Raw genomic sequence first — 26,111 nt, 5'->3', positions numbered from 1 at the left:
CCGGCTCCGCACAATAGCGTGGTTGCGAAAGAAAGTGACCACGACATGATCCCTTCCCTCATGCCGAACTACAACCGGATCGACGTCGAGTTCAGCCACGGCGAAGGCGCCTGGCTGACGGCCGCCGACGGCCGACGATTCCTCGATTTCGGCGCCGGGATCGCGACCTCCTCGCTCGGCCACGGCCATCCCGGCCTGACCCGGGCGATTGCCGATCAGGCGGCGAAGGTGATCCACGTCTCGAATCTCTATCGCGTGCCGCAGGCCGAACGCCTCGCCGCCCGCCTCGTCGCGGCGAGCTTCGCCGATAGCGTCTTTTTCTGCAATTCGGGCGCCGAGGCGAACGAAGCTCTGGTCAAGGCCTTCCGCAAGACCATGGCGCGCGAGGGCAAGCCCGAGCGCTACCGCGTCATCTGCGCGCAAGGCGCGTTCCACGGCCGCACGCTGGCGATGATCAGCGCGACCGGCAACCCCAAATATCTCGAAGGCTTCGGCCCGCCGGTCGACGGTTTCGACCATGTGCCGTTCAACAATCTCAACGCGCTGCGTGACGCCATAACGCCCGAGACCGCTGGTATCCTGGTCGAACCGATCCAGGGCGAAGGCGGCATCCGCCCGGCGACAATGGAATATCTGCGCGGGCTGCGTGCCGCGGCCGACGAGTTCGGCCTTCTGCTCGGCTTCGACGAGGTGCAGTGCGGCATGGGCCGTACCGGGAAGCTCTTCGCCCATGAATGGGCGGGTGTCGTGCCGGATGCGGTCAGCACCGCCAAGGGCATCGCCGGCGGGTTTCCGCTCGGCGCCCTGCTCGCGGGCGAACGGGTCGCGGCCAGCCTCGTGCCCGGCAGCCACGGCACGACCTATGGCGGCGGTCCCCTTGCCTGCGCCGCCGGCAATGCCGTGCTCGACACGGTTCTCGCCCCCGGCTTCCTCGATGCGGTCGAGCGCACCGGCCGGCGCCTGCGCGCCGGACTGGAGACACTCGCCGCCCGCCATCCAGATGTGTTTTCCGGTGTGCGCGGCCAGGGGCTGATGCAGGGGCTGGTCTGCACGGTGCCGAACGGCGAGGTGCAGAACGCCTGCTTCGCCGAAGGGCTGCTCATTGTCGCCGCCGGCGACAACGTCGTGCGCCTGGTGCCGCCGCTGATCGTGCGCGATGCCGAGGTGGACGAGGCCCTGGCCCGGCTTGACGCCGCGGCCCGGCGCTGCAAACCGGCCACCGCCCGGGACGCCGCGCAATGAGCGCCGCCATCGATACCGGGCGCCCCCCCGCGGCGCCGCGCCATTTCCTCGATCTGTCGCTGCTCGACACGCCGACGCTGCGCCACATGCTGGACACGGCGACGCGCTTCAAGCGCGCCGGCCGCGCCCTCGGCCATCCGCTCGCGGGGCGGGCGCTGGCGCTGATCTTCGAGAAGCCCTCCACCCGCACCCGCGTCAGCTTCGAGATCGGCATGCGCCGGCTCGGCGGCGAGGTGATCATGCTTTCCTCGCGTGAAATGCAGATCGGCCGCGGCGAGACGGTGGCGGACACCGCCCGCGTGCTCTCCCGCTATGTCGACGGAATCATGCTGCGCACCGACCGTGAGGAAAAGCTGCGCGAACTCGCAGCACACGCCACCGTGCCGGTGATCAATGGACTCACCGAGCGCTCCCACCCCTGCCAGGTGATGGCGGATGTGATGACCTTCGAGGAACAGCGCGGCCCGATCGCCGGCCAGCGCATCGCCTGGATCGGCGACGGCAACAACATGGCCAAGAGCTGGATCGAGGCTTCGGCCCGGTTCGGCTTCCAGCTCCGCCTCGCGTGTCCGGAAGAGCTGCTACCCGACGCCGAGGCACTCGCCTGGGCGCGCGCGCAGGGCGCCGACATCCAGCTCACCACCAGCCCGGCCGAAGCCGTTGAAGGCGCGCGCTGCGTCACCACCGACACCTGGGTCAGCATGAGTGACGAGGACGTCGAGAGCCGGCACAACATTCTCGCCCCATACCGGGTGGACGAGGCGTTGATGGCACGAGCGGCGCCGGATGCGATCTTCATGCACTGCCTGCCGGCCCATCGCGGCGAGGAGGTCAGCGCCGGCGTCATCGACGGTCCGCAATCGGTCGTGTTCGACGAGGCGGAAAACCGGCTCTTCGCCCAGCAAGGTATCCTGGCCTGGGCACTCGGCGCGGCGTGATCCGGTTCAGGCCGTCCGCAGCCGCTGCGCCGCCCGCCAGCGCGGATAGAACACGCTGATCGCGAGCCCGGCAAACACCAGCCCGGCCGCGCCCAGCTTCCAGGCCGGCATCGGTTCGCCGAGCCAGAACACTGAGGCGGCCATTCCGAACACCGGCACCAGCAACGCCATCGGGCTGACGGTTGCCGAAGGGTAGCGCGCCAGCAGGAACGCCCAGCTGCCATAGCCGAACCAGCTATTGCCGACCGATTGCCAAACCACCGCTAGCCAGCCGGCGGGCGTGGCATATGTCACCGAATGGAGGATCGCCGCCGGCCCTTCGCGCAGCAGCGCAACGAGAAGAAGCGGCGGAGCGGCGAACAGGCTCGACCAGACGACATAGGCGAGCGCGTTGCGCGCCCCGCTCTCCCGCGCAACGATATTGCCGATCGCCCAGGACGAGGCGGCCAGCAGCACCAGCAGCAGGCCGAACAGGGTTGTCCCGCCGCTCACATGCCGCATGATCACACCGATGCCCGCGACGGCGAGCAGACAGGCGACGATCTGAAAGACGCGCAGACGCTCGCCGATGCGCGCCATCGAGAGAAAGATCGTGAAGAAGACCTGTGTCTGGATCACCAGCGAGGCGAGGCCGGGGGAAATCCGCCCGTCCATCGCGAAGAACAGCAGGCCGAACTGGCCGGCGCCGATCAGCAGGCCGTAGGCGGCAAGATTGGACCACTTCACCCGCGGCCGAGGCAGAAAGAAAACACCCGGCACGGCTGCCAGGGTGAAGCGCAGTCCGGCAAGGAGAAACGGTGGAAACTGGTCGAGAGCCAGGCGAATGACGACGAAATTAGTGCCCCACACGGCCACGACGGCCAGAGCGAGCAATGCATGGCGCGGACTTAGAACTTGCGACTCGCTCACGACCGACCTTGTCTGACACGTGGCGGCACGGCCGGGCGTGCCAGGACGAAGCGGCGGAGACGGTCCGGCGTCAGCTCCAGACGGTAAAGGCGGCGATCAGCAGGATGGTGACGATCACGCAGATCGTGGTGACCGTGATGAAGCGCGAGAAGCTATTCCAGCCCGTCTGACTGGACTGTTCAAGCTGTTCCAGACCGATCGGGAACTTCTTGGGGCCTTCCGTGTCAGCCATCATACGTGCCTTGAACCTTTCTTGCCGCCGTCACCTTGCGTGACCGTTGTGTTCTCTCGCAGCCACGCCGGACATGGCCGCGCCCCCGCAACGGCGAAACACATCCTTGTGACTTCTCCGGTTGATATTGCGTCCCGCAGTCAAACGCAAGGGTTGAGTAGACTGGCCCGTGGGTCGGCGGGCACCTGTTCGCCGCAGATGAGGTTGCGCAACGCCTGCGGATAGATCCTGTGCTCCTGGACGAGCACACGGGCTGCCAGGCTCGCCTCGGTATCGCCGGGCAGCACGGGAACCGCCGCCTGCGCGAGTATCGGCCCCTCGTCCATCACTTCCGTCACGAGATGAACGGTGCAGCCATGCAGCCTCACACCGGCGGCGAGCGCGCGGGCATGGGTGTCGAGCCCCGGAAACGCCGGCAACAGCGAGGGGTGGATATTCAGCATCCGCCCGGCCCAGCGGCCGACCAGAAATGGCGTCAGCAACCGCATGTAACCGGCGAGGCAGACGAGTTCGCATCCCGCCTCGCGCAGCGCCGCATCGATCGCCGCCTCATGCGCCGCACGGTCCACGCCAAAATCCCGCGCCGGAATAGCCCTCGCCGGAATGCCGGCGCGGCGGGCCGTCTCGAGCCCCGGCGCCGCAGCCCGGTTCGACAGCACGATCGCGATCTCGGCCGGAAAGTCCTCCGCCGCCGCCGCGGCAACCAGAGCCTCCATGTTCGAGCCGCGCCCCGAAATCAGGATGCCGACGCGGCTCTTCATGCGAAGAGTGCGTCCGCCCGCTCGATCGTCACCTCCGGCGTTCCGGACGCGCTGGCGATACGGCCAAGGCGGTGTGACTCGATCCCGGTTTCCGCCAGCAGTGCCCGCGCGGCCGGTTCGTCCGCAGGACGGACCACCAGCACCATGCCGATCCCGCAGTTGAACACGCGCAACATCTCCGCCGCCGCGACATCGCCGGCCCGCGCCAACCACGAAAAGACCGGCGGCACCGGCCAAGGCTGGTCGATCACCGCCGAGGTGCCCTCGGGCAGCACCCGCGGCAGATTGCCGGGCAGGCCGCCGCCGGTGATGTGCGCGGCGGCGCGCAGCAGCCCCGCCCGCGCCAGCGCCAGCACCGGGCGGACGTAAAGCGCCGTCGGCGCCATCAGCGCGGCGCCGAGCGTCTGCCCAGGCGCGAAGGGCGCCGGGGCGTCAAGCCCAAGCCCGGCGGTTTCGATGATCCGGCGGACCAGGGAAAACCCGTTGGAATGCACGCCGGTGCTGGGCAGGCCGAGCAGGATGTCGCCAGGCGCGACACCCTCGGGCAGCAGGCGACCGCGCTCGGCGGCGCCGACCGCGAAGCCGGCAAGGTCGTAATCCCCCGCGCCATACATGCCCGGCATTTCCGCCGTCTCGCCGCCGGTCAGCGCGCAGCCGACCTGCCGGCACCCCTCGGCGATACCGGCGATGACCCGCGCCGCAATCGCGGGGTCGAGCCGCCCGGTCGCGAAATAATCGAGGAAGAACAGCGGTTCCGCCCCCTGCACGACCAGATCGTTGACGCACATGGCAACAAGGTCGATGCCGACCGTATCGTGAATCCCGGTATCGATCGCCAGCCGCAGCTTGGTGCCCACGCCGTCGGTCGTCGCGACCAGGACGGGATCGGTGAACCCCGCCGCCCGGGGGTCGAACAGCGCGCCGAAACCGCCGATGCCACCGACCACGCCGGCCCGGGTCGTCGCCTTCGCCAGCGGCTTGATGGCCTCGACCAGGGCGTCGCCCGCCTCGATATCCACGCCGGCGGCACGATAGGTTTGCCTCTTGCCGTCGTCCTTGCTGGTCATGCCCGCCTCCGATGCGCTAGTCTCGGTTCATGGATGCTTCGGCCACCCTGCACAGCGGCACCAGGCCGCCCCCCGGGCCAACCCCGGCCATCGCGATGGCGCGGTTATCACCACAGCGCGACCTGCAAGGCAACTCGGACGGCCGACCCCGCCCATGAGCGACATGACCGGAACCGGCTTCCGCTGGCAGCGCTTCGGCTGGATCGCGGCAGGACTGCTGCTGCTCGTGCTGTTCCTGCGCCTGTTCTCGGCGATCCTGCTGCCCTTTGTTGCGGCGGCGGGCATCGCCTATTTCCTCGACCCTGCGGTCTCCGCCCTGCACCGGCTGGGCCTGCCCCGATCCCTCGGGGCAATCATCATGCTGCTCGCGATGATCGCCGGCGTCGGCCTCTGCGCGCTGCTGCTCTATCCGCTGATTTCGGCACAGATCAGCCTGCTCGCCCAGCAGTTGCCGGGCATGATCGCCGGGTTGCAGAAATTTACCGCCCATCAGATCAGCCTCATCCAGGCACGATTCGGCTCCGGCTTCGTCTCGAACAAGCTCCAGTCCCTCGTCAGCAACGAGGCGGGAGCGATCGTGAATTTCGCGGGCTCGGCGGCGCGCCAGGTGCTGGGAACCGGCTTTGCGCTGTTCAACATCCTCACCCTTCTGGTGATCACGCCGATCGTCGCGTTCTACTTCCTGCGCGACTGGCCGCTGGTCATGGGACGGCTCGATTCATGGCTGCCTCGCTCATATGAAAGCGTGATCCGCAACCTCGCGCGCGAGATCAGCCGGATCCTGAATGCCTGGCTGCGTGGCCAGGCGATATGCTGCCTGTTTCTCGGCGTCTTCTACGCGGCCACGTTGACGCTCGCGGGTCTCAACCTCGGCCTCGTGGTCGGTCTCACCGCCGGGCTGCTGTCCTTCATTCCCTATGTCGGCACCATCGTCGGCGCGGTCTCCTCGATCGTGCTCGCCCTCGGCCAGTTCGGCGGCCTCGACCACGTGCTGGTCGTCGGCGGCATCTTCGTCATCGGCCAGTTGCTGAACGACTATGTGGTCGCACCGCGCTTTCTCGGCGACAGGCTCGGCCTGTCCTCCGTCTGGGTGATTTTCGCGCTGTTCGCCGGGGCGGAGACGTTCGGCTTCCTCGGTGTCCTGCTGGCCGTGCCGGTCACCGCGACGCTCGGCGTGCTCGCGCGGTTCTGGCTGCGCCACTACCTGCAGAGCCCGCTCTATCTCGACCCGCCGCGGCACAGTGCGTAGCGCCGGATACGAGCCGCGGCAGATGGCCCTGCCGTTCGACGAGCCCGAACGCTTCGCGCTGGCCGATTTCATCGAAGCGGCGTCGAATGCCGCCGCCCGCGCGGCGCTCGCCGCACCGGGCGACTGGGTGAATCGCCGCCTGGTCCTCTGGGGTGAGGCGGGCAGCGGCAAATCGCACCTCGCCTGGATCTGGGCCGCCCGAACCTGCGCGACGCGGCTTGACGCCGCCCGCCTGCGCACACCGGCAAGCCCCGGGGGGGCGCCGCTGCTCATCGAGGATATCGATGCCGCAGCAGCCCCACTCGCCCTGTTCGCAACCCTTGAACGCGCCACCCAGGCCGCCGTGCCGGTGCTGATGACCTGCCGCACACCGCCGGCGCGGCTGCCCGTCGAACCGCCGGATCTCGCCAGCCGGTTGCGCGCCAGCCTGACCATCCGGATCGAGCCGGCCGAACCTGAACTGCTCGACGCCCTGCTGCACCGCCTCGCCGCCGCGCGGCAGATGAGCCTGCCGCCGGCGCTGCACCAGTTCCTGCTGACCAGGCTGCCGCGCCGCCCCGCGGTGCTGCGCGAAGCCATCGCCCGGCTCGACCGCTACGCCCTCGCCCTTGGCACCGCGCCGTCGCGCCGCCTCGCCGAACGGCTGCTCGACGAGCTCGCCGACCCGGAGGAAAACGACCTCGAACCCCCTCCGCCCGCCGAGGCGCCGCCCGCCGCGATCATGTCTCTGCTTTAGTCGGCCGGCCTTTCGTGGCAGACTGCCGGCATGGACCAGGAAACCCTGCCCCGAACAGCCACCGAGCCGATGCCGGCCGGCGATTCCGACCGCTTCATCAACCGCGAGCTATCCTGGCTGGCATTCAATTCGCGCGTCGTCGCCGCCGCCGAAAATCCCCGCTATCCGCTGCTGGAACGGCTGCGATTCATCTCGATCAGCGGCTCCAATCTCGACGAATTCTATTCCGTCCGCGTTGCCGGGCTGATCGGCCAGGCGCGCGCCGGCCTCGCCCTCCGTTCGTCGGATGGTCTGACGCCCACCCAGCAACTCGGCGAAATCAACCGCTGCGCCCGCGCCCTGATGGAGACCCAGCAGCGTGTGCTCGGCACCGTGCTCGCCGAACTGGCCGGCGCCGGCCTCACCATCATCGCGCCGCACGAGCTGAACGAGGCCGACCGCGCCTTTCTCGACCAGCATTTCATGGAGCGGGTCTTCCCCGTCCTCACCCCGCTCGCGATCGACCCCGCGCACCCGTTCCCCTTCGTCCAGAACATGGGCCTCGTGCTCGCGCTCAAGCTGATCCGCCAGGAGGATTCCGGCGTGATGCGGGCGCTCATCCCGCTGCCCGCGCAGATCCGGCGCTTCATCCGCCTGCCCGATCCGTCACCGGCGACGATCCGGTTCGTCAAGCTCGAGGATCTGGTGATCCTCTTCCTCGACCGGCTGTTCCACGGCTTCCGCCTCGCCGGCTCCGGCCTGTTCCGCGTCTGCCGCGATACCGATGTGGAGTTCGAGGAAGAGGCTGAAGATCTCGTCCAGTCCTACGAAACCGCGCTGAAGCGCCGCCGCCGGGGCGCCGCGATCGAACTCACCCTTGCCGCCGACCTGCCGGACGACCTGCGCACCCTCGTCATCGACGAGGTCGAGGCGCCCGAGGACCAGCTCTTTGTCGAACCCGGCATGCTCGGCCTCGTCGATCTGAAGGAGATGATCGTCGACGACCGTCCGGAACTGCTCTTCCCTGCCTATACGCCGCGTTTTCCCGAACGCATCCGGGACTTCGGCGGCGACTGTTTCGCCGCCATCCGCAACAAGGACATCATCGTCCACCACCCGTTCGAGAGCTTCGACGTGGTGGTCCAGTTCCTCCGCCAGGCCGCCTCCGACCCCAACGTGGTCGCGATCAAGCAGACGCTCTACCGCACCAGCCGCGACTCTCCCATCGTCGGCGCGCTGATCGAAGCCGCGGAATCGGGCAAGAGCGTCACCGCCATGGTGGAGCTGCGCGCCCGATTCGACGAGGAGGCCAATATCCGCCTCGCCCGTGCGCTCGAGGCTGCCGGCGTGCAGGTCGTCTATGGCTTTCTCGGACTGAAGACGCACGCCAAGCTCTCGCTCGTGGTCCGGCGCGAGGGCAGCGCCATGCGCGCCTACGCGCATTTCGGCACCGGCAACTACCACCCGATCACCGCGCGCATCTATACCGACCTGTCCTTCTTCACCTGCGACCAGCAGCTGACGCGCGACGCCGCCCGCCTGTTCAACTACATGACCGGCTATGCCCGGCCCGAGCAGATGGACCAGCTCGTCTACAGCCCGATCACGACCCGCCGCGTCATCGCCGCGCTGATCGACGCCGAGATCGAGGCGGCGCGCGCCGGCCGCCCGTCGGGCATCTGGCTCAAGCTGAATTCGCTGGTCGACGAGCGGCTGATCGACCATCTCTACCGCGCCTCGGCCGCCGGCGTCCCGGTTTCCTGCGTGGTGCGCGGCATCTGCTGCCTTCGCCCCGGCGTGCCCGGCCTTTCCGAAAACATCCGCGTCAAGTCGATCATCGGCCGCTTCCTCGAGCATGCGCGGATCGCCGTCTTCGCCAACGGCGCGCGGATGCCCGACCGCGAGAACAAGGTCTTCATCTCCAGCGCGGACTGGATGGCCCGCAACATGGACTGGCGGGTGGAAACCTTCGTGCCGATCCACAACCCCACCGTCCACGCCCAGGTGCTCGACCAGATCATGGCCGTCGACCTGCGCGACGATGTCGACTCCTGGACGCTCGGACCCGATGGCGTCTGGACGAGGGTCCTGCCGGGCGATCCGCCCGTTTCGGCGCATGAATATTTCATGACCAATCCGTCCCTGTCGGGTCGCGGCTCGGCGCTGCGCGGCCCGCTCACCCAGCAGCAACGCGACCAGATCCGCTATCGCAAGACCTTCCTGACCAACGATTGATGGGTGACAACCGGCGGCACGGGATGTGGTCGCAACGCGCCGGCCACCGCCGCCAGATGGTTCCGGCAGATCTCGCCCGCCTCCCATAATTCCGCGACATAGGTCGCCACCTGCGATTGCCGTTGCACAAGCGGCACGGCCGGGGCCGGCGGGCATGCAAGCAGCGATGGCGGAATCCGCGGCTCGACGACCCGGATCCGGGTGACGACCTGCGGGGGCGGCGCCGCGCATCCCGCAAGCAGCACCACCGCCAGCATGAGACCCCGCGCGGTCATGGCTTCACCCTCCCGTCCTGCGCCGCCGCAAGCTGCGAGAGTGCGCCGGCCAGCACCGGAGCCACCGCGCCATCCTGTGTCGGCGGCGCTGCCGCCACAGCCGTCAGAATCCGCTGCGAGAGCGCAACGCCGCGCGCATCCGCCGCCGCAGCGGTGGTCAGCGCCGTTTGCCAGGCCGTCTCATCGGCGGTCAGCCGCGCGAGTTCGGCGCGGTTCTCGGAATTCGTCGCCATCAGCCGCGCGATCGTCCCCTGCCCGCCCCGCACCTCGGCCCGCGCCGCCCGCAGCGCAGCCTCGAGGTGCCAGCCATAGAGCAGCAGGCCGGCGAGCAGCACCACACCCAGGATCCATGGCGCGAACCGGCTCAGCAGCGGAAGGATCACGGCTGGCATCGCGCATTGCCCCCGAACCGGGCCTTCAGACCCATGCCAAACGCCCCCGCGGCGATCGCGGAGCCAAGCCCCATCCCATAGGCCTCGGGCGCAAAGAGCTGGCCACGCACCACCACGGCGAAGACGCCGAGGCAGATGTAGCTGAGCACGCCCAGCACCGAGAGCAGGGCCATCCCGTCCGACCGCCCGGCGGCATCCGAGACTATCTCGTCGTCTGTGAATTAAGCGATGTGGTAGTTCGGTAGGCGAAGGTCTGGAGAGGGTCTTGCGGCCGAGAGCCATGTGAAGATGGCGCAAAGAAGCCTGATCAGCCATCTGCGGAGCAGCCGGAGGTTGTGGCCGGCGCCGGCAAGGATGGCGTTGATGGCATCACCGTCGAAGCCGAGCAGGAAGTTTCGCCCCAGATGGCCATCGGTCTTCATGTGGCCGATGACGGGTTCGATGGCTGTGCGTCGGCGCAACTCGCGGCGGATGGTGGGGGTGATGCCGCGTTTCTGGCGGGAGATGAAGATCCTTCTGCCCTCGGCTTCGACGCCGTGGCCGCGATAGCCGCGGTCGACATAGGCGCGGGCGACGGCAACGCCGGTGATCCGCTCGACCTGCTCGATCTGGCCGGCCAGGGTGTGGCCGTCATAGGGATTTCCCGGCTGGCTCTGCATGCCGAGAACGAACTGACCGCCGGGTGCGGCGGCGTTGGTGGTGGCGATGGAGACCTTCACGCCGAATTCGAATCGCGTCCTGGCCTTGCCCTTGCCGATGCACTCCACCTCAGGCGCGTGCAGGGAATAGAGCTTGTCGGCACCGCGGTCGGAGCGCTTCTGGCGAAGCAGGCGATTGATCAGGCCCAGCGTTTCGGCGAAAGTGGCCTTCGCTTCAGCGTTGCCTGCGATCTTGCGGGTGATGTCACGAGCCAGCCGGCCCAGCCAGGTTCGCAGCTTGCGCACGCGAGCCTCGGCCTCGCGGCGTTTGCCACCATGGTGCAGGCGCGCCGCCTCCTGCCTGGCGTAGCGCGCGACCCGGCGATACGACTGGCGTAGCGTGATACCGTGCTTGCGTGCCATCCGCGCCAGTGTCTCGATGCCGCTGTGCAGGAGCTTGCTGTCGGTCGGATGCGTCACGGCCTTTGGCTGGACCGTGGTATCGATGGTGACCCGCTTGTAGTGCTTCTCCGCCACGGCCCCACCCCGCTCGGCGGCCGCCAGCGTCTCGGCGAGCAGGGCCTCCATCCGCTCGGGCCCGATCCGTTTGCGCCAGCGCGTCATCGAGGATCGGTCAAGCGGCAGCGTGTGCTGGAAATGCGTCTCGCCGCAGAATGCCTGGACATACGGACTGTCGAGATAGCGCGCGCAGATCGCTTCGTCGGACAGCCCATCCATGTGCTTGAGAAGATGCAGCGCCACCATCAGGCGGGTCGGCAGTGCCGGACGTCCCGCCGCCTCGGCGTAGAGTGAGCCGAAGCGTTCCTCGAAAACCCGCCAGTCGATCAGCCGGGCCAGCCGCACCAGGGGATGCCGCTGGTCGATGATGTTCTCCAGCCGCGAGCGGAACAGTTCGAGATCATCCTGCGAGGCATTCAGCTTCGGCGGCATTCTTTCCTCCACGCCAAACGCATGATGTTCGACATCAAAGGGAGAGAATCACGATCGCGACCACCGCGCAACGCTCCAACGGTTTTGCAAGGTTTTTCCCCTCAGCTCGCCCAGACCCTGCAAATCCCAATATTGCCAGCCACCAAAACATCGCCCCCAGATCAGCAAAGTTCGATTTTTCACGGGTGACTATCTCGTGGAGAAAGCGACGCATCAGATCCCCTCCATTGTCATCCGACGAAACGCAGCCAGTGATCGGCAACGCTGCCGATCACCGCCGAAATCACGCCGATCACCACCATGATCACCCGATGACTGCCCGACTGTTCGCCACGGAACTGCGCCAGCTCCGAGCGGAACCGCGCGAACGCGTCGACGAGTTCGTCGGACTTGTCGATGAACCGCTCCTGCGTGCCCGCCACCTGCAACTCGAAGCGGTTGCGCCAGGCCTCCAGCGCGAGGTGCCTTGCCTCGATCGCGGCAATATCGCGCCGCGCCGAGGCGATCTCCGCCTGCAACAGGCCAACCTCCGAGCGCAGGTCGCCCAGAGCGTCCCGCAGGAACGTGACCGTATCCTCTCCCATGGCGCTTACCCCGGCGTCGTCGAAAGCGGGACGCCGTAGGCGGTCGCCTGCAGCGGCATGTCGATTGCAAAAGCCGCTCCCAGATCCGCCGCCATCGACCATCCGGCCGGCGGCGCGAGGCTCGAGAGATTGTCCGTCACCGCATCGCGCCGGCCGATCTGTGTGCTGCCATAGGGATAGTAGAGCAGGCACGACGCCGCCGGGCTTACCGGCGCGCGCTGCAGCGTCACCGCCACATGCGTCGCATCGACGCGCGAGGCGGCGGTGGCCGGAATCATCGGCCCCGGGTTCGCCACCGTGCCACCGTCCATCACCGCGAACCCCGCCCCGTTTGCCGCCTGCAGGTTCACCCGCAGATCGGTGCCGGCGTCGTGCCGGATGGTCACGACCACCTGGTCTGGCGCCGCCTGATACGCATGCGTGATCGACGGCCCGCCCGCGACCGGCAGGCCGCTTGCCGGCACGGCCGCCGCCGGAATGGAGTCCGAAAGCCCCATCGCCAGCGCCGCCCGCGCCGCCGCATGGGCGCCGATCCGGCCATAACGCAGCAGGTCCGGCTGGTCCCGATGCTGCGGATCGCCACCGGAAAACAGGCCGGTTGCCGGGTCCCAGGTCGCGTTCAGCGGATTGGAATCCGCCGTCTGCGCCACGAAGATCACGGCGTTCCCGGCCGGGTCGAGCGACAGGTCGAGCACGCTCTCGCGCACCATCTGCACACCCTGATCGGTCTCGTAGGGAATGGCGCTCCAGAGCAGCAGCGGCAGCGAGGCGGCGCTTCGCCCCAGCATCTGCCGCGTCAGCGCCGCAAGCCGGCTGACACTCTCCTTGTAAAGCGTCTTGTTCGCATAGGGCATCGTGCTGTCCTGCTCGCTCCACGGCCAGAGGAGGAAGGCGATATCGGCCTCGTCCACCGCCGGGACCAATGCCTGCGAGCCGGTCAGATAGGCCGAAAGCGCCTGCCCGTCGGGCCCCAGCGCCCAGGTCGCGGGTGAAGACCCGTCGCCAGGATTGGTCAGGAACGTGCCGTTCGCCGCCCCGGGCGGGAACAGCGGCGGCGAGGAGTTGGACACCGGATGCCCCGCAATCATGGAATACCGCGCCGGGCTGACGACATTCCCCGCCGGCAGCGACGTCGCCGCCCAGGCGGCCGCGCCCAGATACCACGCCACGCCCTGCGCCAGCGCCAGCGCCCCGCCCGCCTGCACGAACCACTCGGCGTTCGACTGGCCCATCACCAGAAGGTTGACGCCCCGCCGCGCCCCCAGCACCCACCGCCCCTGTGCGGCCACCAGGGTCGTGACCTCCACGGCATCCAGCGCCCGGGTCCAGCACGCCGCCTCGTGAAACCAGCACTGCGCCGAGCCCTGCACCGTATTGTCGTGGAACAGCAGCACATTGCCCGCCGCCGACGCCGGCAACGGATTTGCGACACCGCTCGCCACCTGCGCGCCGTCCAGCCACACATCCACGCCCGTCCCCGGCGTGTTGCGCAGGATCAGCGCATGGGTGTGCCGCCGTTCGATCGTCGCGGTGATGCCGCGGCTCGCCGCCGTGCCGGGAAACAGCGTCAGCCCGCCGCCACCCGGCCCGCCGGCCTCGATGATGGTGGTTCCCGTCGCCATCGCATGGATCAGCGGGATCGGCGCATTGTCGACCTCGATCGTGCCCTGCCGCCAGTTCGGCCGGGTCCAGACGAGATAGAGCGTCCACGCCGCCCCGCTGCCGAGGTCGAACCGCGCGAGCGACAATCCCCAGTCCGGATCGAGCGTCGGCCCGTACTGCGCGATGGCCGGGTCCGGACTGCCTGCCGCGCCGAGAAACCCGTTGACCCGCGGCACAGCCATCATCGTCGCCGGCGCGGTATCCGCCGCGATGTGAAACGGCAGGAGCGTCGCCCCGTTGCCGGACTTGTCGGCCAGCGCCGCCGCCGGCGCATTCCACGCGACGAGCGGATTGCCATTGGCATCCAGCACGGCGCCAAGCGCGCCGGCATCCCACCAGCCGGCCAGCCCGCTGACCGAGGCCGGCGTCGGGCCGGCGAAGGCGCTCCCCGCCGGCACCGAATCCGCCGTCTGGGCGCGCGCGAACAGCCGCCCCGTTCCGTTCCGCAGCGGCGCGGCCGGGCGTACCGAAAACAGGTTCATGCTCAGGTCACCGTGATCGTGAAGCCGGACACCACCGCCGCCTGCCCCGTCGCGGTCTCGACCCACACGTAATAGGCCCCCGCCGTTGCCGGAATTGTGGCGTAGACCGCCCAGAGCCCATTGTTGTCGATGATCGAGGCCGCCTGCCAGCCGCTGGATGGCGGCGTGGTGCCCGAGGTCGAGAACGCCACCTGAGTCGCGATCGCCTGCGCCGGGCTGATGCCGCCGTTCAGCGCCAGCGTGCCCGACCCGGCGGCGACCGAGGTGGTCGCCGGCTGGTTGACCGTATAGGTCACCGAGGGCGTCGCGGCCGTCACCGCGATCGCGCCCGAAACCGCCGTCACCGCCGTATCCGCCGTCTGTTCGGCCCAGAGATAGGCGGTTCCAGCCGCACTGCCCGCCGGCAGCGTGGCCGACCAGGTGCCGCCACTCACCGTCGCGGCAACGAAGCTTGCCGGGGGCGTGGTCGCGCTCGCCGAAAGCCCCACCTGCACCGCCGCCCCCGCCGGGGCCACGGCGCCGCTCACCGCGATATTGCCGCCAGCCGTGGCGCTGGCCGGCACGATCCCGAGCGAAACCGCCGCGGCGACCACGCTGAACGGCGCGCTTCGGCCGACCACGCCGGTCGCATTATGGTCGCGCACCGCGATCGTGTAGGTGCCCGCCGGCAGTCCCGGCATCTGGAACGAGTAGGATCCCGCGCCGATCGTCGGCGCAGCCGCGGCCGTCCAGGTCGTCCCGTCGGTCGAATAATCGAGCGCCGTGGGCGTCTCGTCGAACAGGTCACCGCTCACCGTGAACGCGGCATTCGCGAGCGGAGTACCCGGGGCGTTCACCGTGATCGTCGGCGTCGGCATCGCGATGCCATCCCACCACACCAGCGACCCGCCGGAATAGGTCAGCGCCGTCAGTTCCGCCGCGGTGCCCGGCGGCAACGCGCCGACCCCGGTGCCCGAGGTGATGCCGGTGCCCATCTTCACCGGCCCCGAGGCGAGGTTGATCACCCGGCAGGTGAAGCCGCTGCCCATATTGGTGAAATTGGCGGTCAGGGTAATCGGCTGGCTGACCACCAGAATCCGCTGGTTGTGCGTCGTCGCGTCGAGCACCGTGTTGCTGTTCAGCTCGACGACCTGCCGCCGCATGGTGGGAATCTTCTGCGCCACATAGGTCCAGATCGCCGCGAAGCTCTGGCTGGCCAGCGCGTTGCCGCCCTGCGCGACCAGCATCAGGTCGGAATCCGCCGCCGGTCCCGCCGCCGGCAGCTGGTCGATCGTCTGCCCGCCCACCAGCTTTTCATAGGACACCCAGGCATTGGCGCCATTCTGCCAGATCGCGACGAAGTCGCCCGTGCCGATGGTGCTGGCCGAATTCGTGGCTCCCGGCGCGGCGAGTCCCTGCCCCGTCGGACCCGCCGGACCCGCCGGACCCGCGGGCCCGGTCACTCCGGCCGGCCCAGCCGGTCCGGTCGGCCCCGCGATCGCGCTGGCCGTCACGCTGAGCGTGCCGTTGGCGTCGATCGCAAGGCCGGCACCCGCGGAGAACAGCCCCCGCAGCTCCGTCACCGGCAGCCGTCCCGGTGCCCCTTGCGCGTTCACCACCACCTCGTCGGCGGTCGACAACGTGCCAAGCACCGGAAAGCCGAGATGATCGGTGCCGGTCGCCGAAAGCGTGCCGCCGCCAAGCGCAAGGCCGGTGCCGGGTGCCACCGCTTCGGGCGTTCCCGCCCCGGCGCTGTTGCGCCCGAGCAGGTCACCGGTCGGCAGGCTGATCTCCTGCTGCAGCCCGGCGGTCACCTGCTGCACGCTCGCGGCATAGAGCACGCCGTTCTGCGACAGCGGCAACAGGTCGGTCGGCCCCACGCTCGCGGCGGTGGGCAGTTGCGGTATCGTCGTCATGGTTCGGGAATGTCCTCTCGCGCTGCCTCAGGCGATCGCGACCCAGCCGGTCGCGTCGGTCGCGGTCTGCTTGATCCAGAAGGTTGCCCCGGCGCCGCCGTCGAGGTTGCGATAGCTCGATCCGGGCGGCGCGCTCACCACGCCGAGCGGCGAACCCCGCCCGATCAGCACCACGCACCCGGTCGGCTCGGTCGGCGATATCAGCCGCACCGCGCCACCCGCGGCGGGCCCGAGCCGCACATCGCCCGCCTGGCTGCCGAGCGTGACGCTGCCGTCCGCGGCCGGCACAAGATAGTCCGACTGGATGAACCGCGCCGCCTGCCAGGCCCCGGCATGGCCCCGCCACTCGATCGTCGCGCCGGCCGGCACGGTCAGCGGCGCGCCGGTCCAGTTCTCCTGCGCCGGCGCGCTGCCGGCAGAAGCGAAGCTCACCGGCGCCAGACAGTCGATTTCCAGCCGCCGCCCCTCCAGCACCGGCAGGCCGACCTGCACGGTCGCGGTCGCGCCGGTGCCATCCCCGGTGATGCTCACCTGGGTGCCGGGTCCGTACCCGCTGCCGCGCGCGGTGATGTAGACGCCGATGACCGCGCCGTTGGCGATCCACGCGCTCGCCGCCGCGCCACTGCCCGTCCCGCTGATCGACACCGTGGCATTGGCGTAGTTCGACCCGCCATTGGTCACCTTGATGTAGGTGATCATGCCCTCGGTGCGCTGCGCCGTCGCGCTGATGATCGACTGCACCGCCCCCGTGCTCTGCGACACCGTCACGCGGTCGAGCAGATCGGGATAGACCAGCGTGTTCACCCCGTTCGCGGCCACCGGATTCACCGCGAAGGTGTCGTCGAAATTCACGATGTTATTCCGCAGCACCACCGAATCCGTATAGGGAACCAGCGCGTTCAGCGGGTCGCCCGACGTGCCGGACGAGACGATGTTGTCCCGCACCACGACGAGCTGCGGCGCATCCTGCAGGACGATGCCATAGCCGCCGGCGCCGTAATTGATCCTGTTCCCGGCAATCTCGAGATTGTTGCAGGAAATGCCGAAATTCGTGCCCCGCCCGTCGGATTCGACGTTGAGCGCCATGATGCCCGTGGTGCAGTCCTGGATGAAATTGCCGCGCACCGTGCAGTTCTGGCTGCCGCCGATGCCGATGCCGATCGTCTGCCCGTCGCAGTAATTGCCGCTCAGCTCGACATGGATCGACCCGCCGGCATCGATGCCGAACCCGCCGGAATTGATGATCATGTTGTTGGCGACGCGGCAATACCCGGTGTTCACCAGCATCCCGCCGCCGGCCGGCCCGTTATCGACCAGCAGGTTCCCGGTCACCAGGATGTTCCGCCCCGAAATCGAAATGCCGTAGCCGCTGTTGGAAAAGGCGCAGTTCTGCGCGACCAGCGCGCCCAGCACGTCCGGATTGGCATTGCCATAGGTGGGCGGCTCGCGGTTCGTCTGGTTGAAATTGCCGATCACGATGCCGGTCTGGTTGTTCCAGCACGTGTTGCCGACCACCTGCACATCGCGGATCTTCAGCGTCAGCGTCGGATCCTGGTTGTCGACATAGATGCCGTTGCGCGCGTTGTCGTGCGCCCGGCAGCTTGTCACCGCCACGGCATCCGTCGCCGCGACCCAGAGCCCGTCCACCGCGTTCGCGGTGAACTCGCAATCATGCACATGATGCCTGGTCACCGTCGGATCGCTCGGCGCGATCGCGAGACCCCAGCCATAGATCGATCCCTTGGCGTTGCGGAACAGCGAGCGCGTGATGTTCGAGGCCGTGCAGCCCGCCTGGATCACCACCCCCCAGGTCTGTGCGGTGATCGCGGCATTGGCATCGAAGATGATGCCATCGGCATTGAATGTCGCAGCACTCACGCTGATCCACGCCGCCTGGCTCGATGTCCCGGCCACGCTCTGCGCGCCGCGCGTCAGCACCGTCTGCCCCGGCACGCCGATCAGCGTCGCGGCGGTGCCGCTGATGTCGCATTCGCCGTCGATCCGGTAGGTCTTCGGCCCGAACCTGACCGGACTGCCGGCGGCAAGGGCCGCGCGCAGCGCCGGCGCGTCGTCGGTCACGCCATCGCCCCTCGCGCCGAAATCCTCGATCGCGACGGCATTGGCCGCCAGCTCGGCAATCGAGCGCACCGCGCTCGCCCCGGCCGCGACCGCCTCGAACCCGCCCGCCTGCACGCCGGGCAGGGTCGAGATCCCGCTCATGAACGCGCCATAGGCGAGCGCGACATTCGCCCCGCCCTGCCCGAGCGGCACGGCGTCGCCGGCGGCGGGCGCCGCCCCTGCGGGCAATGCCGCAATTTCGAAGGGCGCCGCGGCGGCGGCCAGCGTCGTGCCGCTGAGCGAGAGATTGGCGCCGATGGTGATCGGCACCGGCGCCGCCGTTCCGGGCCCGACACCGCCGAGCAGCGTGCCCTGCGGCAGGGCAAGCTGCTGCTGCATGCCGGCCAGAAACTGCGCGCGCGTCGCCGCCACGGTCTGTCCGGCCTGGTAGAGCGGCAGTTCGTCGCTATCCGAAACCGAATTCGCCGCCGGCAATTGTCCGATGGTTGGCATGCCGCCTCCTCAGTTCGCGGTGATGGGCTGGCCGAACGGGCTGGTGATCGGCGCGCCGCCCGGTGTCGTGATCGCGCTCGCCGGCGCCGGCACCGACGCCAGCGAAACGACCGGCAGGGCGATGCTCCGCGCGAGATTCCGTCCGGCCAGCGTGGTGATGGAAACCGTGACCGTATAGATCGTGCCCGGCTGCCCGCCGGCGAGCCACAGCACGGCGCGGGTGCCATCGATCGCCGTCGAGGCGATGGTGACATCGCCCGGATTGTCCGGGCTCACCGTGGCCGAAACGGTGGCGATCGCATCGCCCGGGCTGCCCGCGAGGGCGGGTGCCACGTCGAAGGTGTAGTCAAGCGTATCGCCCGGATCCTTTTCCGGCCAGGCCAGCGGCCGCGGCGGCAGCAGCGCGATCCCGCGCGGGGTCGGAATGAACCCCTCGATCTCGATCAGCCGTGCCGAGGCGGCCTGCCAGATCCGGCTGGCCGGTGTCGTGGTTGCGCTCATCTGGATGGCTCCGCTCAGTATTCGACGATGACGATGCCAGGCGCGCCCGCCCCGCCGGGGCTGCCGACGGGCGCGGCGCCGGTCGAGGCGCCGCCGCCGCCGCCGCCGCCGCCGAAGCCGGTGGCCGACAGGCCGGCCAGCGGCCCGCTCGCCCCGCGCCCATGGCCCGGCCCGCCGCCATCGCCGCCGCGCGAGGCGACGACGATGCCGTCACCGCCCATCGCCCCGCCCTGGATGATCCGCGCCCCGGAACCGATACCGCCGGCACCGCCCGCCGTTGCGAACAGCGAGCCGGAGCCGCCTTCGCCGCCGGTGCCGCCGGTGGCCGACATGTAGCTGCCGAAGCTCGACGTGCCGCCATTGCCGCCACTGGCCGGCGAGGTGGGCGCCACGCCCCCCGCGCCCACCGTCACCGCAACCACCTGCCCCGGCACGAGGCCGGTGACGATGTCGATCGCCGTCCCACCGGCGCCACCGCCGGCGCCGGGCATCGAGACGTGGTATCCCGCCGCACCGCCGCCGCCGACCACCGTCACCTTCGCCTGCGTCACCCCGGGCGGCACGACGAAACTGCCCGAGCTCTCGAACACCTGCATCTGCGAGAAGCCCGGCCGCAGCTGCGGCAGCTTGAAGGGCAGGAACGGCGCCTGCGGCAGCGTGACGATATCGGCCGCGGTAATCGCGCTCTGCCCGTAATTGACGGTGACGACGTAAAGCCCCACCCACCCCGCATCCACCGGCGGCGTCACCTGGGTTCCCGCCGCCGCCGCCGCACCCGGCTTGACCTGCAGCTGAACCCGCTGCAGCCGCTGCGTGTTCTGCGCCCCGCCCGAATTGCCCGGCCCGGAATACGGCACCGAAGGATCGGCGGCGTTCACGTAGGGCAGCACGACCGGATCGGCGTCGGCCTCCGAAAACGTCGCCTCGATCAGGTAATTCACCGACTGGCCGGAACTGGCCGGCGCCGCGAGGGTGAACGTGACCGGATCGAGATTGATGCCCATCCGCACCGTCTGCTGCGCGGTATCCTGCGGCAGGCTGCCATAGCTGTTGGCATCGACCGGCCCGAGCTGGGTGATCGATCCCGGCGCCACCGTCACCGTCAGCGAGGCCGGCACGGTCGGCGTGCAGGCCAGCCCGTCCGCGACCATGCCGCCGCCGAGCACCGCTTCATTGAGCGCGCCGATCGCGACCATCACGTTGCGGTTGAGGTTCAGAATGTCGGTATCCAGCGGGATCGCCCCCGGATAGACGATGGTCCTGTCCATGAAGATGTCCTTGTCATGAGGCCGTGCGACGGCACCCGCCGCATCAGGGCGGCGGCCGGCCGGCAGGGATGAAAACGGCGCGGGATCGCCCGTCAGTTCAGCAACCGCGTCCAGGCGATGGCATTGACCGGCAGCACGCCGGCGATGGTTGCGTAGATGTCGGCATCGGTGGCCAGCCCCACATCCTGGGCGAGATCGCTCCAGGCCAGCGGCGAGGTCGAATACCCGCCCGGCCCGTACCCGAACCCGCCGGACGCGCCGCTGCCGGCCACGAGCGGGCGATAGGCCGTCACGAAACACTGATAGGGCAGGGCAAGGCTGCCATAGCCGCCGCGCGCGCCATACCCCAGCGTGTTGGCGCCATAGCCGCCGGTATCGCCCGTGTTGGCGGGCTCGAAGATCGCCGGCGCCCGCCCGGTCTCGGCGGTGATCGCCGCCGCCAGCGCCGCCCGCGTTGCCTTCGGTGCCAGCAGATTGGCGCGGATCCGCATGCTGAACGCGGCATCCGCCTCGCCCGCCCGCCGGACGATGCGCCCGCCCAGATAGTCGCGCGCGGCAATGTCCAGCATCGGCCCCGAGGCCGTCGCGATCCGCGTCTGCCGCCGCACCGCGCCGATCAGCGCGTAAAGCCCGGCCCAGAGCGCGCCGAGCCCGCCGAGAACCTGGTCCAGCACCGGCGTCGCATCGGCGAACCAGCCGGCCGGCAGGACCATTTTCAGCCGCGCCGCCATGTCGGCCGCGCTGCCGGGGGGATTCGAACCGCTCATGGCTCAGCTCACGCCGATCGTGCCGGCCCGCACCACCCCGAACGCGGGCGGCGCCAGATCGGCCGTGCCACCGTTCAGCAGGGCGTCGGTCACGTTCACCACGGCGTCGGACGCGTCATAGGCAATCTGCAGCAGCTTCGAGTAAGGCAGCGTCGCGCCCACCGGCAGCCCGCCGATATAGGCCGCGATCGCCGCTGTCACCGCGGAGATGGCGGCCTGCGGCACCGTCCCTGTCGCCAGCACCAGCGTCATCGACACGTCCGCCGTCACCACCGTCGGTCCCTGCACCGCGAAACGCGTGCCCACCGGCCGCACCGCGTCCACCGCCCGGCCCAGCGTCGCCAGCAGCGAGGCCGGCGGATGGCCGGTTCCGTCATCCACCGTGACGATGAAATTGCCCATGCTGACGGCCCCGGTCTGGTCGACATTCTCGCTGATCGTCACCGACAGCCCCTGCTGCACACCGGCCACCGCTTCCTCGATGGCGCCGGTCGTCGCGCGCGACAGGCTGGCGAGATAGTTGCCGAACCGCGCCTTGAACGCGGCATCGCTCTCCGCGTCCACGCCGCCGCCCATCGGCGCCGCGTTGCTCACGGTGTCGATCCCGGCGATCGCCGTGGTCAGCAGCGAAATCGCCCCCGCCATCACGTTGCCGGCCGCCCCCGGCACCACCGCGCTCACCGGCAGGTCGATCGAGGCAACACCCGCCGCCAGCGTGTATCCGCCCTGCGCCGCCGAAAAATCCGGGTTCGCCGGGTCGGCCGTCACCGCGAAACTCTGGCTGCCATCGGCGGTCATCGCCGTCGCGCCGACCGGCACGAAGGCCGACAGCACGGGAGCGAACCGCGCGAAGGTCACCGTGCCGCCGGCCGCCACCGCCGGCAGCCGGGCGAAGCCGAAATCCGCGCCGAAACTGTCGCAGTCGGCCCCGGTGCTGGTGGCAAGCCGCGTGGTCAGCAGCACCTGCACGATCATCCATTGCAGCCAGAGGCCGAGCGAGGCGTTCGCCTCGAGCAGCGCCCGCAGGACCGACCCGACGGTCAGGTCCAGCGCCTGGCTCGCCGCCCCCTGCAGGGCAGCGGCCATCTGCTCCACCATGGCGGTGAAGCTCTGCAGCGATAATTGCATCGGAATTCCCTGTGCTGATCAGACGGAACCCGGCAGCGCGAGCACCCGCGCCCGTCCCGTCGCGGCGTCCTGATAGGCGATGGTCATCGCCAGCCCGCCCGGATTGCCCTGGCTGACCGTGATCTGCGGCGGCGGCGCGCTCGCCACCCGCGCCTCGCCGCGCATTTGCGCCCGCGCCAGCGCGCCGGCAGCAGCGGCAGGCCCCGCCGCGCCGACGAACTGGCCGAGCCCGGCGCCATAGGAAAGCTGCCAGACATACCCGCCGGGATTGGTCAGCAGCCGCCGCAGCACCCGCTGCTCGGTCAGCGCCGCCGCCTCGGCCAGAGCAAGGTCGCCGCCATTGCCGAAGGCAAGGTCGCCGCCGAAGGTCAATGCGAGATCCGCCATCACACCACCGTCGAGGGCGTGCCGGTCGAACCGCCCTGCGGATCGGGATGGGTGTGCCCGTCATGGGCCCGCCGCAGCGTATCGAGACTGCCATGCGTCCCGCTCAGGTCCGAAATCTCTCCGCTCACCATCAGATCCCCCTCGATCGAAACCGTCCCGGCTTTCATCGCGATCGTCCCGTCATTGCGCAGCCGCAGGAACGATCCGCTCTGATGCACGAGCCACAACTCGCCCACCGCCGCCTGCGGCGCCGGATCGCGGTCCGACCACAGCCGGCCGAGGACCACCGCCTGTTCGGCGTCGCCCTCCTGCCCGAGCACCAGAACCTGGTCGCCCGGTGACAACGGCGCCGCCATGCCCCAGCCTGCGCCGACCCATCCGGCCAGCACCGGCAGCCAGCCCGAGAGCACGCCCTCCGGCTGCAACGTCACCCGCGCCGCGTAGGCGGCCGGATCGAAACTCGCGACCACGGCGAACCGCGCCTGCGCCGAAAGCCCGTCGAGCGCCGCCGCCCGGCCTTTCACCGCGTTCCAGAAATGCTCCATCATGCCGCCCGCATCGCCTCGAAATGCTGCAGGAACCCGATCCGCCCGCCGATCACCCGCTCCACGCTCCGCACCACATACGCGCCATCGAGCGCGGTCTGCGTGCCCTGGAGCAAAATCGGGGTTCCCGGCATCATCGACGTCTCGCCCGGCATGCTCGCCTGCAGCCGCACCGCCTGCGCGGCCAGCGCCGCCTGCGCCGCCGCCGCAACGCGCTCTGCCTCGCCCTGGGTCAGGTTCGGGCGGATCAGCGTCGTCCCGCCGGAACTGCCGGCGCTCGAACTGAACGCCGCCTTGCTCTTCGGGTTCCAGCTCCGCACCGTCACCTTCGGGCTTGCCAGCGCCACCGCGCGGTCGCAGCCCAGCGTCATCAGATCCCGCCCATAGGTCAGCAGCATCGGCGCGCCGGCCGGCGGCGCCGTGAAATTCAGCGTCGTCCCGGTCACCGAAAGGCTGAACCGCTCACGCACCGCGAGCGCGGCCAGCAGGTCCCACCGCGTCGCGTGCCGCGAATGCAGACCGAGCCCGGTCTGCGCATGCGCCAGCTCGTAATACTGGCCGATCCGCGTCCTCGTCGCGTCCACATTCGCGGCAAGCCCGGCCTCGCCGGCAAATCCCGTCGCCACCTCACTCGCCGTGAGGTTCGAGAAGGTCTGGTCCACCTCGGCATCGATCAGCCGCGCGGCGAGATCCCGCCCGCTCAGGATCGCGGCACCGAGATCGAACCGGATCGCGACATTGTCGACCTGGCCCACGACCAGCGCCGGCCCGGTCCCGATGCCCGCCGTCACCACCCCGCCCTGCAATCCCGCGAACCAGGCCGCGCCGCCCGGCACCGCGCCGATCGCGAATTCGAGGACGAAGCACGCCGCCTCGAACGCGCCCGGCTGGCGGATTTCCAGCCGCTCCAGCCCCGGCAGCGGCGCTCCGTCGAGCGTCGCGAACGGAGCGATCGCCCGCACCGTCACCGCCTCAGACACGCGGCACCCCGCCACCCGCATTCGGGTCCACCGGCGGCAGCACCAGCGTCACCAGCCCGACCAGCACAGGGTCGGACAGCCCGTTGAGCTGCGCGATGCGAATCCACTGCGTCGCATCGCCCAGATGCCGCGCGGCGATCTCGTAGAGATTGCCGCCCGCGACCGTGATCGTCGTCGTCCCGCTCATGCCGCCCCCAATGAAGCGTTGCCGGCGGCGCGGCCGAGATAGGCGGCGGCCCCGCCAAGCGCCGCGAGCGACAGGCTCGCCGTGCCCATCGCCTGCAGCGCCCGCGTCGCCGCCGAGGCGCCGGCGCTCGCGCCGAACGCGCCCTGCGCCGCCGCCAGCCCGTTCTCCGCCGCGCTCAGCGCGCCGCCCACAACCCCCTGCGCCGCGGCAATGCTCCCGGGCGCCGTCACCGTTACGGAGCCGAGCGAAAGTCCCGCCAGCCCGGCCAGGCCACCGGCGCTGACGAGATCGAGCCCCGCCTGCGCCAGCGCGTCCGGCACCGCCGTCACCAGGTTCTGCGCCTCGACCAGCTCGATCGAGAACGGAATCCACCAGGGTTTCTCGTAAACCGCGACGAAATCCGCGATCACCACCTCAAAGGCGAAGCCGCTCCAGGCCAGCGGCAGGGTCGCCCCCGCCGCCCGCGCCACATCGAGCAGTTGCGCCCGCGCCTCGGCATCGGGGCCGGAGAAAGTGCCCGCGAAACGGATGATCCCCGCCGCCGCGCCGAGCGTGTCGATCACGCGGCCGCCGCCCGGCAACTCATGCACCGCCAGCCGCTGGCAGCCGCCGAACTCGATCGCCTGCGGCACCTCGAAATCCCGGAAGGCAACGCCGCCCAGCGTCACCATGATCGCCGCCATCTTCCGCCTCCCGCTTTCAGAATCCCGGCTTGCGGCCCGGGAACACCGGCGACATGCGCGTGTCGTATCCGGTCACGCCCGAAGGCGGCCGCCGCGCCTCGTCGCCGAACAACCCGCCGAGCCAGCGGCCGAGATCCATCCGCTCCGGCGCCGCGAACCGCGTCTCCGGCCGCACCGCCGCCGCCGCCAGCCCCGTTGCCTCCGCACCGACCGCCCGCCCCGGCACGACCGGCGCCACCGGTCGCGCCGACGCTGCGGACGAAACATGAGCCCCATTCCAGGCATGCGGCCCGGAGCGACCTGACGCCACATGCGGGGCCACCACGCGGCGCGAAGCCGCCATCGCCGGAGCCCCGGCGCGCAGGGCGGTGTGGATCAGCGGCACGTCCCGCGCCACCACCCGCCTCGACCGTTCCATCGGGGTCCGCCGCGCCGGCAAATGCGCGCCCGCCAGCCGGATCTCCGGCCCGAAGCCGTGCGCCACGCGCCGCCCCGTCACAGCCGCAACCCGCAGGCTGGCGCGCGGCGACGGATGATGCCGCACGTGCCATGCGTGCCGCATCCGTTCCGTTGAAAGCCGCACGGCATGATGCCATCCACCCCGCAACATCACGGCCGCACCGTCCCGAGGACGACTTGTCGGAAACGCCCCAGGCGCCGCCTGCATGGCGGACGTCACCGCCCGCCGCATTCTCCGCGCCACCGAGCGCAGCCGGCGGGGCGCGATCCGCCCGAACCCGCCCCGCGCCAGCCCGGCGAACCGCGCCCCCGCACCGTCGCGCCATCTCACACCTGCACCCACGCCATCGCCTTCCAGTCGAATGTCAGCCCGTCCAGCTCCCCGCACGCGACGACGAACGCGATCCG

The 26,111-nt window shown here is 69.8% G+C and carries 28 protein-coding genes; 5 read left to right on the top strand and 23 right to left on the bottom strand.

Going from position 1 to position 26,111, the window contains the following annotated elements; all coding sequences use genetic code 11:
- Positions 1 to 45 precede the first annotated feature (45 nt).
- Both ACMV_RS14230 and argF read left to right on the top strand, forming a co-directional pair.
- Entirely contained in the window at positions 46 to 1,242 is a 1,197-nt protein-coding gene (locus ACMV_RS14230; RefSeq protein WP_035186632.1) for an aspartate aminotransferase family protein, read from the top strand.
- Entirely contained in the window at positions 1,239 to 2,180 is a 942-nt protein-coding gene (gene argF / locus ACMV_RS14225) for an ornithine carbamoyltransferase (protein WP_007423189.1), read from the top strand. Before ACMV_RS14230 ends, argF begins: the two co-directional genes overlap by 4 nt.
- Before the next feature lie 6 nt (positions 2,181 to 2,186).
- Here the strand turns inward: argF and ACMV_RS14220 are convergent, their stop codons facing one another.
- The 4 genes from ACMV_RS14220 to purM all read right to left on the bottom strand — a co-directional run bounded on the left by ACMV_RS14220 (position 2,187) and on the right by purM (position 5,149).
- The gene (locus ACMV_RS14220; RefSeq protein WP_013640876.1) at positions 2,187 to 3,089 is read right to left on the bottom strand and encodes an EamA family transporter; all 903 of its coding nucleotides are present in this window, start codon (positions 3,087 to 3,089) and stop codon (positions 2,187 to 2,189) included.
- Between the two features lie 70 nt (positions 3,090 to 3,159).
- Positions 3,160 to 3,321 (bottom strand): hypothetical protein, encoded by a 162-nt coding sequence (locus tag ACMV_RS20910; RefSeq protein ID WP_154653547.1) that lies wholly within the window; start codon positions 3,319 to 3,321, stop codon positions 3,160 to 3,162.
- A gap of 140 nt (positions 3,322 to 3,461) precedes the next feature.
- Complete coding sequence (purN, locus tag ACMV_RS14215) at positions 3,462 to 4,082, bottom strand: phosphoribosylglycinamide formyltransferase (RefSeq protein ID WP_013640874.1); 621 nt, start codon at positions 4,080 to 4,082, stop codon at positions 3,462 to 3,464.
- Complete coding sequence (purM, locus tag ACMV_RS14210; protein ID WP_012040126.1) at positions 4,079 to 5,149, bottom strand: phosphoribosylformylglycinamidine cyclo-ligase; 1,071 nt, start codon at positions 5,147 to 5,149, stop codon at positions 4,079 to 4,081. Before purM ends, purN begins: the two co-directional genes overlap by 4 nt.
- Before the next feature lie 154 nt (positions 5,150 to 5,303).
- Here purM and ACMV_RS14205 point away from each other — a divergent pair, with 154 nt between their 5' ends.
- The 3 genes from ACMV_RS14205 to ACMV_RS14195 are packed head-to-tail and all read left to right on the top strand — an operon-like array spanning position 5,304 to position 9,348.
- Positions 5,304 to 6,398: an AI-2E family transporter gene (locus ACMV_RS14205; protein WP_012040125.1), complete on the top strand. Its 1,095-nt coding sequence runs from the start codon at positions 5,304 to 5,306 to the stop codon at positions 6,396 to 6,398.
- A 22-nt stretch (positions 6,399 to 6,420) separates the two neighbouring features.
- A complete protein-coding gene (locus ACMV_RS14200) occupies positions 6,421 to 7,134 on the top strand; it encodes a P-loop NTPase family protein (protein WP_007422427.1) in 714 nt (237 codons plus the stop codon).
- 30 nt (positions 7,135 to 7,164) lie between these two features.
- Complete coding sequence (locus ACMV_RS14195) at positions 7,165 to 9,348, top strand: RNA degradosome polyphosphate kinase (protein ID WP_013640873.1); 2,184 nt, start codon at positions 7,165 to 7,167, stop codon at positions 9,346 to 9,348.
- Here ACMV_RS14195 and ACMV_RS14190 read toward each other — a convergent pair.
- The 19 genes from ACMV_RS14190 to ACMV_RS14105 all read right to left on the bottom strand — a co-directional run bounded on the left by ACMV_RS14190 (position 9,318) and on the right by ACMV_RS14105 (position 26,046).
- On the bottom strand, positions 9,318 to 9,623 hold the full coding sequence (locus ACMV_RS14190; protein ID WP_013640872.1) for a YajG family lipoprotein: 306 nt from the start codon (positions 9,621 to 9,623) through the stop codon (positions 9,318 to 9,320). The two genes, ACMV_RS14195 and ACMV_RS14190, sit on opposite strands and share 31 nt — an antisense overlap.
- A complete protein-coding gene (locus ACMV_RS14185; protein ID WP_013640871.1) occupies positions 9,620 to 10,015 on the bottom strand; it encodes a hypothetical protein in 396 nt (131 codons plus the stop codon). Before ACMV_RS14185 ends, ACMV_RS14190 begins: the two co-directional genes overlap by 4 nt.
- The gene (locus ACMV_RS14180; protein ID WP_013640870.1) at positions 10,003 to 10,188 is read right to left on the bottom strand and encodes a hypothetical protein; all 186 of its coding nucleotides are present in this window, start codon (positions 10,186 to 10,188) and stop codon (positions 10,003 to 10,005) included. Before ACMV_RS14180 ends, ACMV_RS14185 begins: the two co-directional genes overlap by 13 nt.
- Positions 10,189 to 10,236: 48 nt before the next feature.
- Positions 10,237 to 11,604 (bottom strand): IS5 family transposase, encoded by a 1,368-nt coding sequence (locus ACMV_RS14175; protein ID WP_013635006.1) that lies wholly within the window; start codon positions 11,602 to 11,604, stop codon positions 10,237 to 10,239.
- Positions 11,605 to 11,638: 34 nt separating this feature from the next.
- Positions 11,639 to 11,818: a hypothetical protein gene (locus ACMV_RS20020; RefSeq protein ID WP_085947342.1), complete on the bottom strand. Its 180-nt coding sequence runs from the start codon at positions 11,816 to 11,818 to the stop codon at positions 11,639 to 11,641.
- 16 nt (positions 11,819 to 11,834) lie between these two features.
- A complete protein-coding gene (locus tag ACMV_RS14170; protein ID WP_007422432.1) occupies positions 11,835 to 12,188 on the bottom strand; it encodes a hypothetical protein in 354 nt (117 codons plus the stop codon).
- 5 nt (positions 12,189 to 12,193) lie between these two features.
- The gene (locus ACMV_RS14165) at positions 12,194 to 14,332 is read right to left on the bottom strand and encodes a hypothetical protein (protein ID WP_013640869.1); all 2,139 of its coding nucleotides are present in this window, start codon (positions 14,330 to 14,332) and stop codon (positions 12,194 to 12,196) included.
- Between the two features lie 2 nt (positions 14,333 to 14,334).
- Entirely contained in the window at positions 14,335 to 16,227 is a 1,893-nt protein-coding gene (locus tag ACMV_RS14160) for a hypothetical protein (RefSeq protein WP_013640868.1), read from the bottom strand.
- A gap of 27 nt (positions 16,228 to 16,254) precedes the next feature.
- A complete protein-coding gene (locus ACMV_RS14155) occupies positions 16,255 to 18,798 on the bottom strand; it encodes a right-handed parallel beta-helix repeat-containing protein (RefSeq protein ID WP_013640867.1) in 2,544 nt (847 codons plus the stop codon).
- A 9-nt stretch (positions 18,799 to 18,807) separates the two neighbouring features.
- Positions 18,808 to 19,299, bottom strand: coding sequence for a phage fiber-tail adaptor protein (locus tag ACMV_RS14150; protein WP_013640866.1), 492 nt, complete (start codon positions 19,297 to 19,299; stop codon positions 18,808 to 18,810).
- A 14-nt stretch (positions 19,300 to 19,313) separates the two neighbouring features.
- Positions 19,314 to 20,567 (bottom strand): glycine-rich domain-containing protein, encoded by a 1,254-nt coding sequence (locus ACMV_RS21840; protein WP_013640865.1) that lies wholly within the window; start codon positions 20,565 to 20,567, stop codon positions 19,314 to 19,316.
- Positions 20,568 to 20,659: 92 nt separating this feature from the next.
- Positions 20,660 to 21,334, bottom strand: a complete 675-nt coding sequence (locus ACMV_RS14140; RefSeq protein WP_007422920.1) for a hypothetical protein — start codon at positions 21,332 to 21,334, stop codon at positions 20,660 to 20,662.
- Between the two features lie 3 nt (positions 21,335 to 21,337).
- Positions 21,338 to 22,462 carry a baseplate J/gp47 family protein gene (locus ACMV_RS14135; protein ID WP_013640864.1) on the bottom strand — a complete coding sequence of 375 codons (1,125 nt, stop codon included), beginning with the start codon at positions 22,460 to 22,462 and terminating at the stop codon, positions 21,338 to 21,340.
- Between the two features lie 18 nt (positions 22,463 to 22,480).
- Positions 22,481 to 22,849 carry a hypothetical protein gene (locus tag ACMV_RS14130; RefSeq protein ID WP_012040115.1) on the bottom strand — a complete coding sequence of 123 codons (369 nt, stop codon included), beginning with the start codon at positions 22,847 to 22,849 and terminating at the stop codon, positions 22,481 to 22,483.
- The gene (locus ACMV_RS14125) at positions 22,849 to 23,397 is read right to left on the bottom strand and encodes a phage baseplate assembly protein V (protein ID WP_007422924.1); all 549 of its coding nucleotides are present in this window, start codon (positions 23,395 to 23,397) and stop codon (positions 22,849 to 22,851) included. The genes ACMV_RS14130 and ACMV_RS14125 overlap by 1 nt, the downstream gene beginning before the upstream one ends.
- A complete protein-coding gene (locus ACMV_RS14120; protein WP_231844430.1) occupies positions 23,394 to 24,374 on the bottom strand; it encodes a hypothetical protein in 981 nt (326 codons plus the stop codon). Before ACMV_RS14120 ends, ACMV_RS14125 begins: the two co-directional genes overlap by 4 nt.
- On the bottom strand, positions 24,367 to 24,561 hold the full coding sequence (locus ACMV_RS14115; protein ID WP_007422926.1) for a hypothetical protein: 195 nt from the start codon (positions 24,559 to 24,561) through the stop codon (positions 24,367 to 24,369). The genes ACMV_RS14120 and ACMV_RS14115 overlap by 8 nt, the downstream gene beginning before the upstream one ends.
- On the bottom strand, positions 24,558 to 25,244 hold the full coding sequence (locus ACMV_RS14110) for a hypothetical protein (RefSeq protein WP_013640862.1): 687 nt from the start codon (positions 25,242 to 25,244) through the stop codon (positions 24,558 to 24,560). The genes ACMV_RS14115 and ACMV_RS14110 overlap by 4 nt, the downstream gene beginning before the upstream one ends.
- Before the next feature lie 16 nt (positions 25,245 to 25,260).
- On the bottom strand, positions 25,261 to 26,046 hold the full coding sequence (locus ACMV_RS14105; protein WP_231844429.1) for a hypothetical protein: 786 nt from the start codon (positions 26,044 to 26,046) through the stop codon (positions 25,261 to 25,263).
- Positions 26,047 to 26,111: the final 65 nt, after the last annotated feature.

The organism is Acidiphilium multivorum AIU301, from assembly GCF_000202835.1.
GTDB lineage: Bacteria > Pseudomonadota > Alphaproteobacteria > Acetobacterales > Acetobacteraceae > Acidiphilium > Acidiphilium multivorum.
This window is presented reverse-complemented; position numbering and strand designations above follow the sequence as displayed.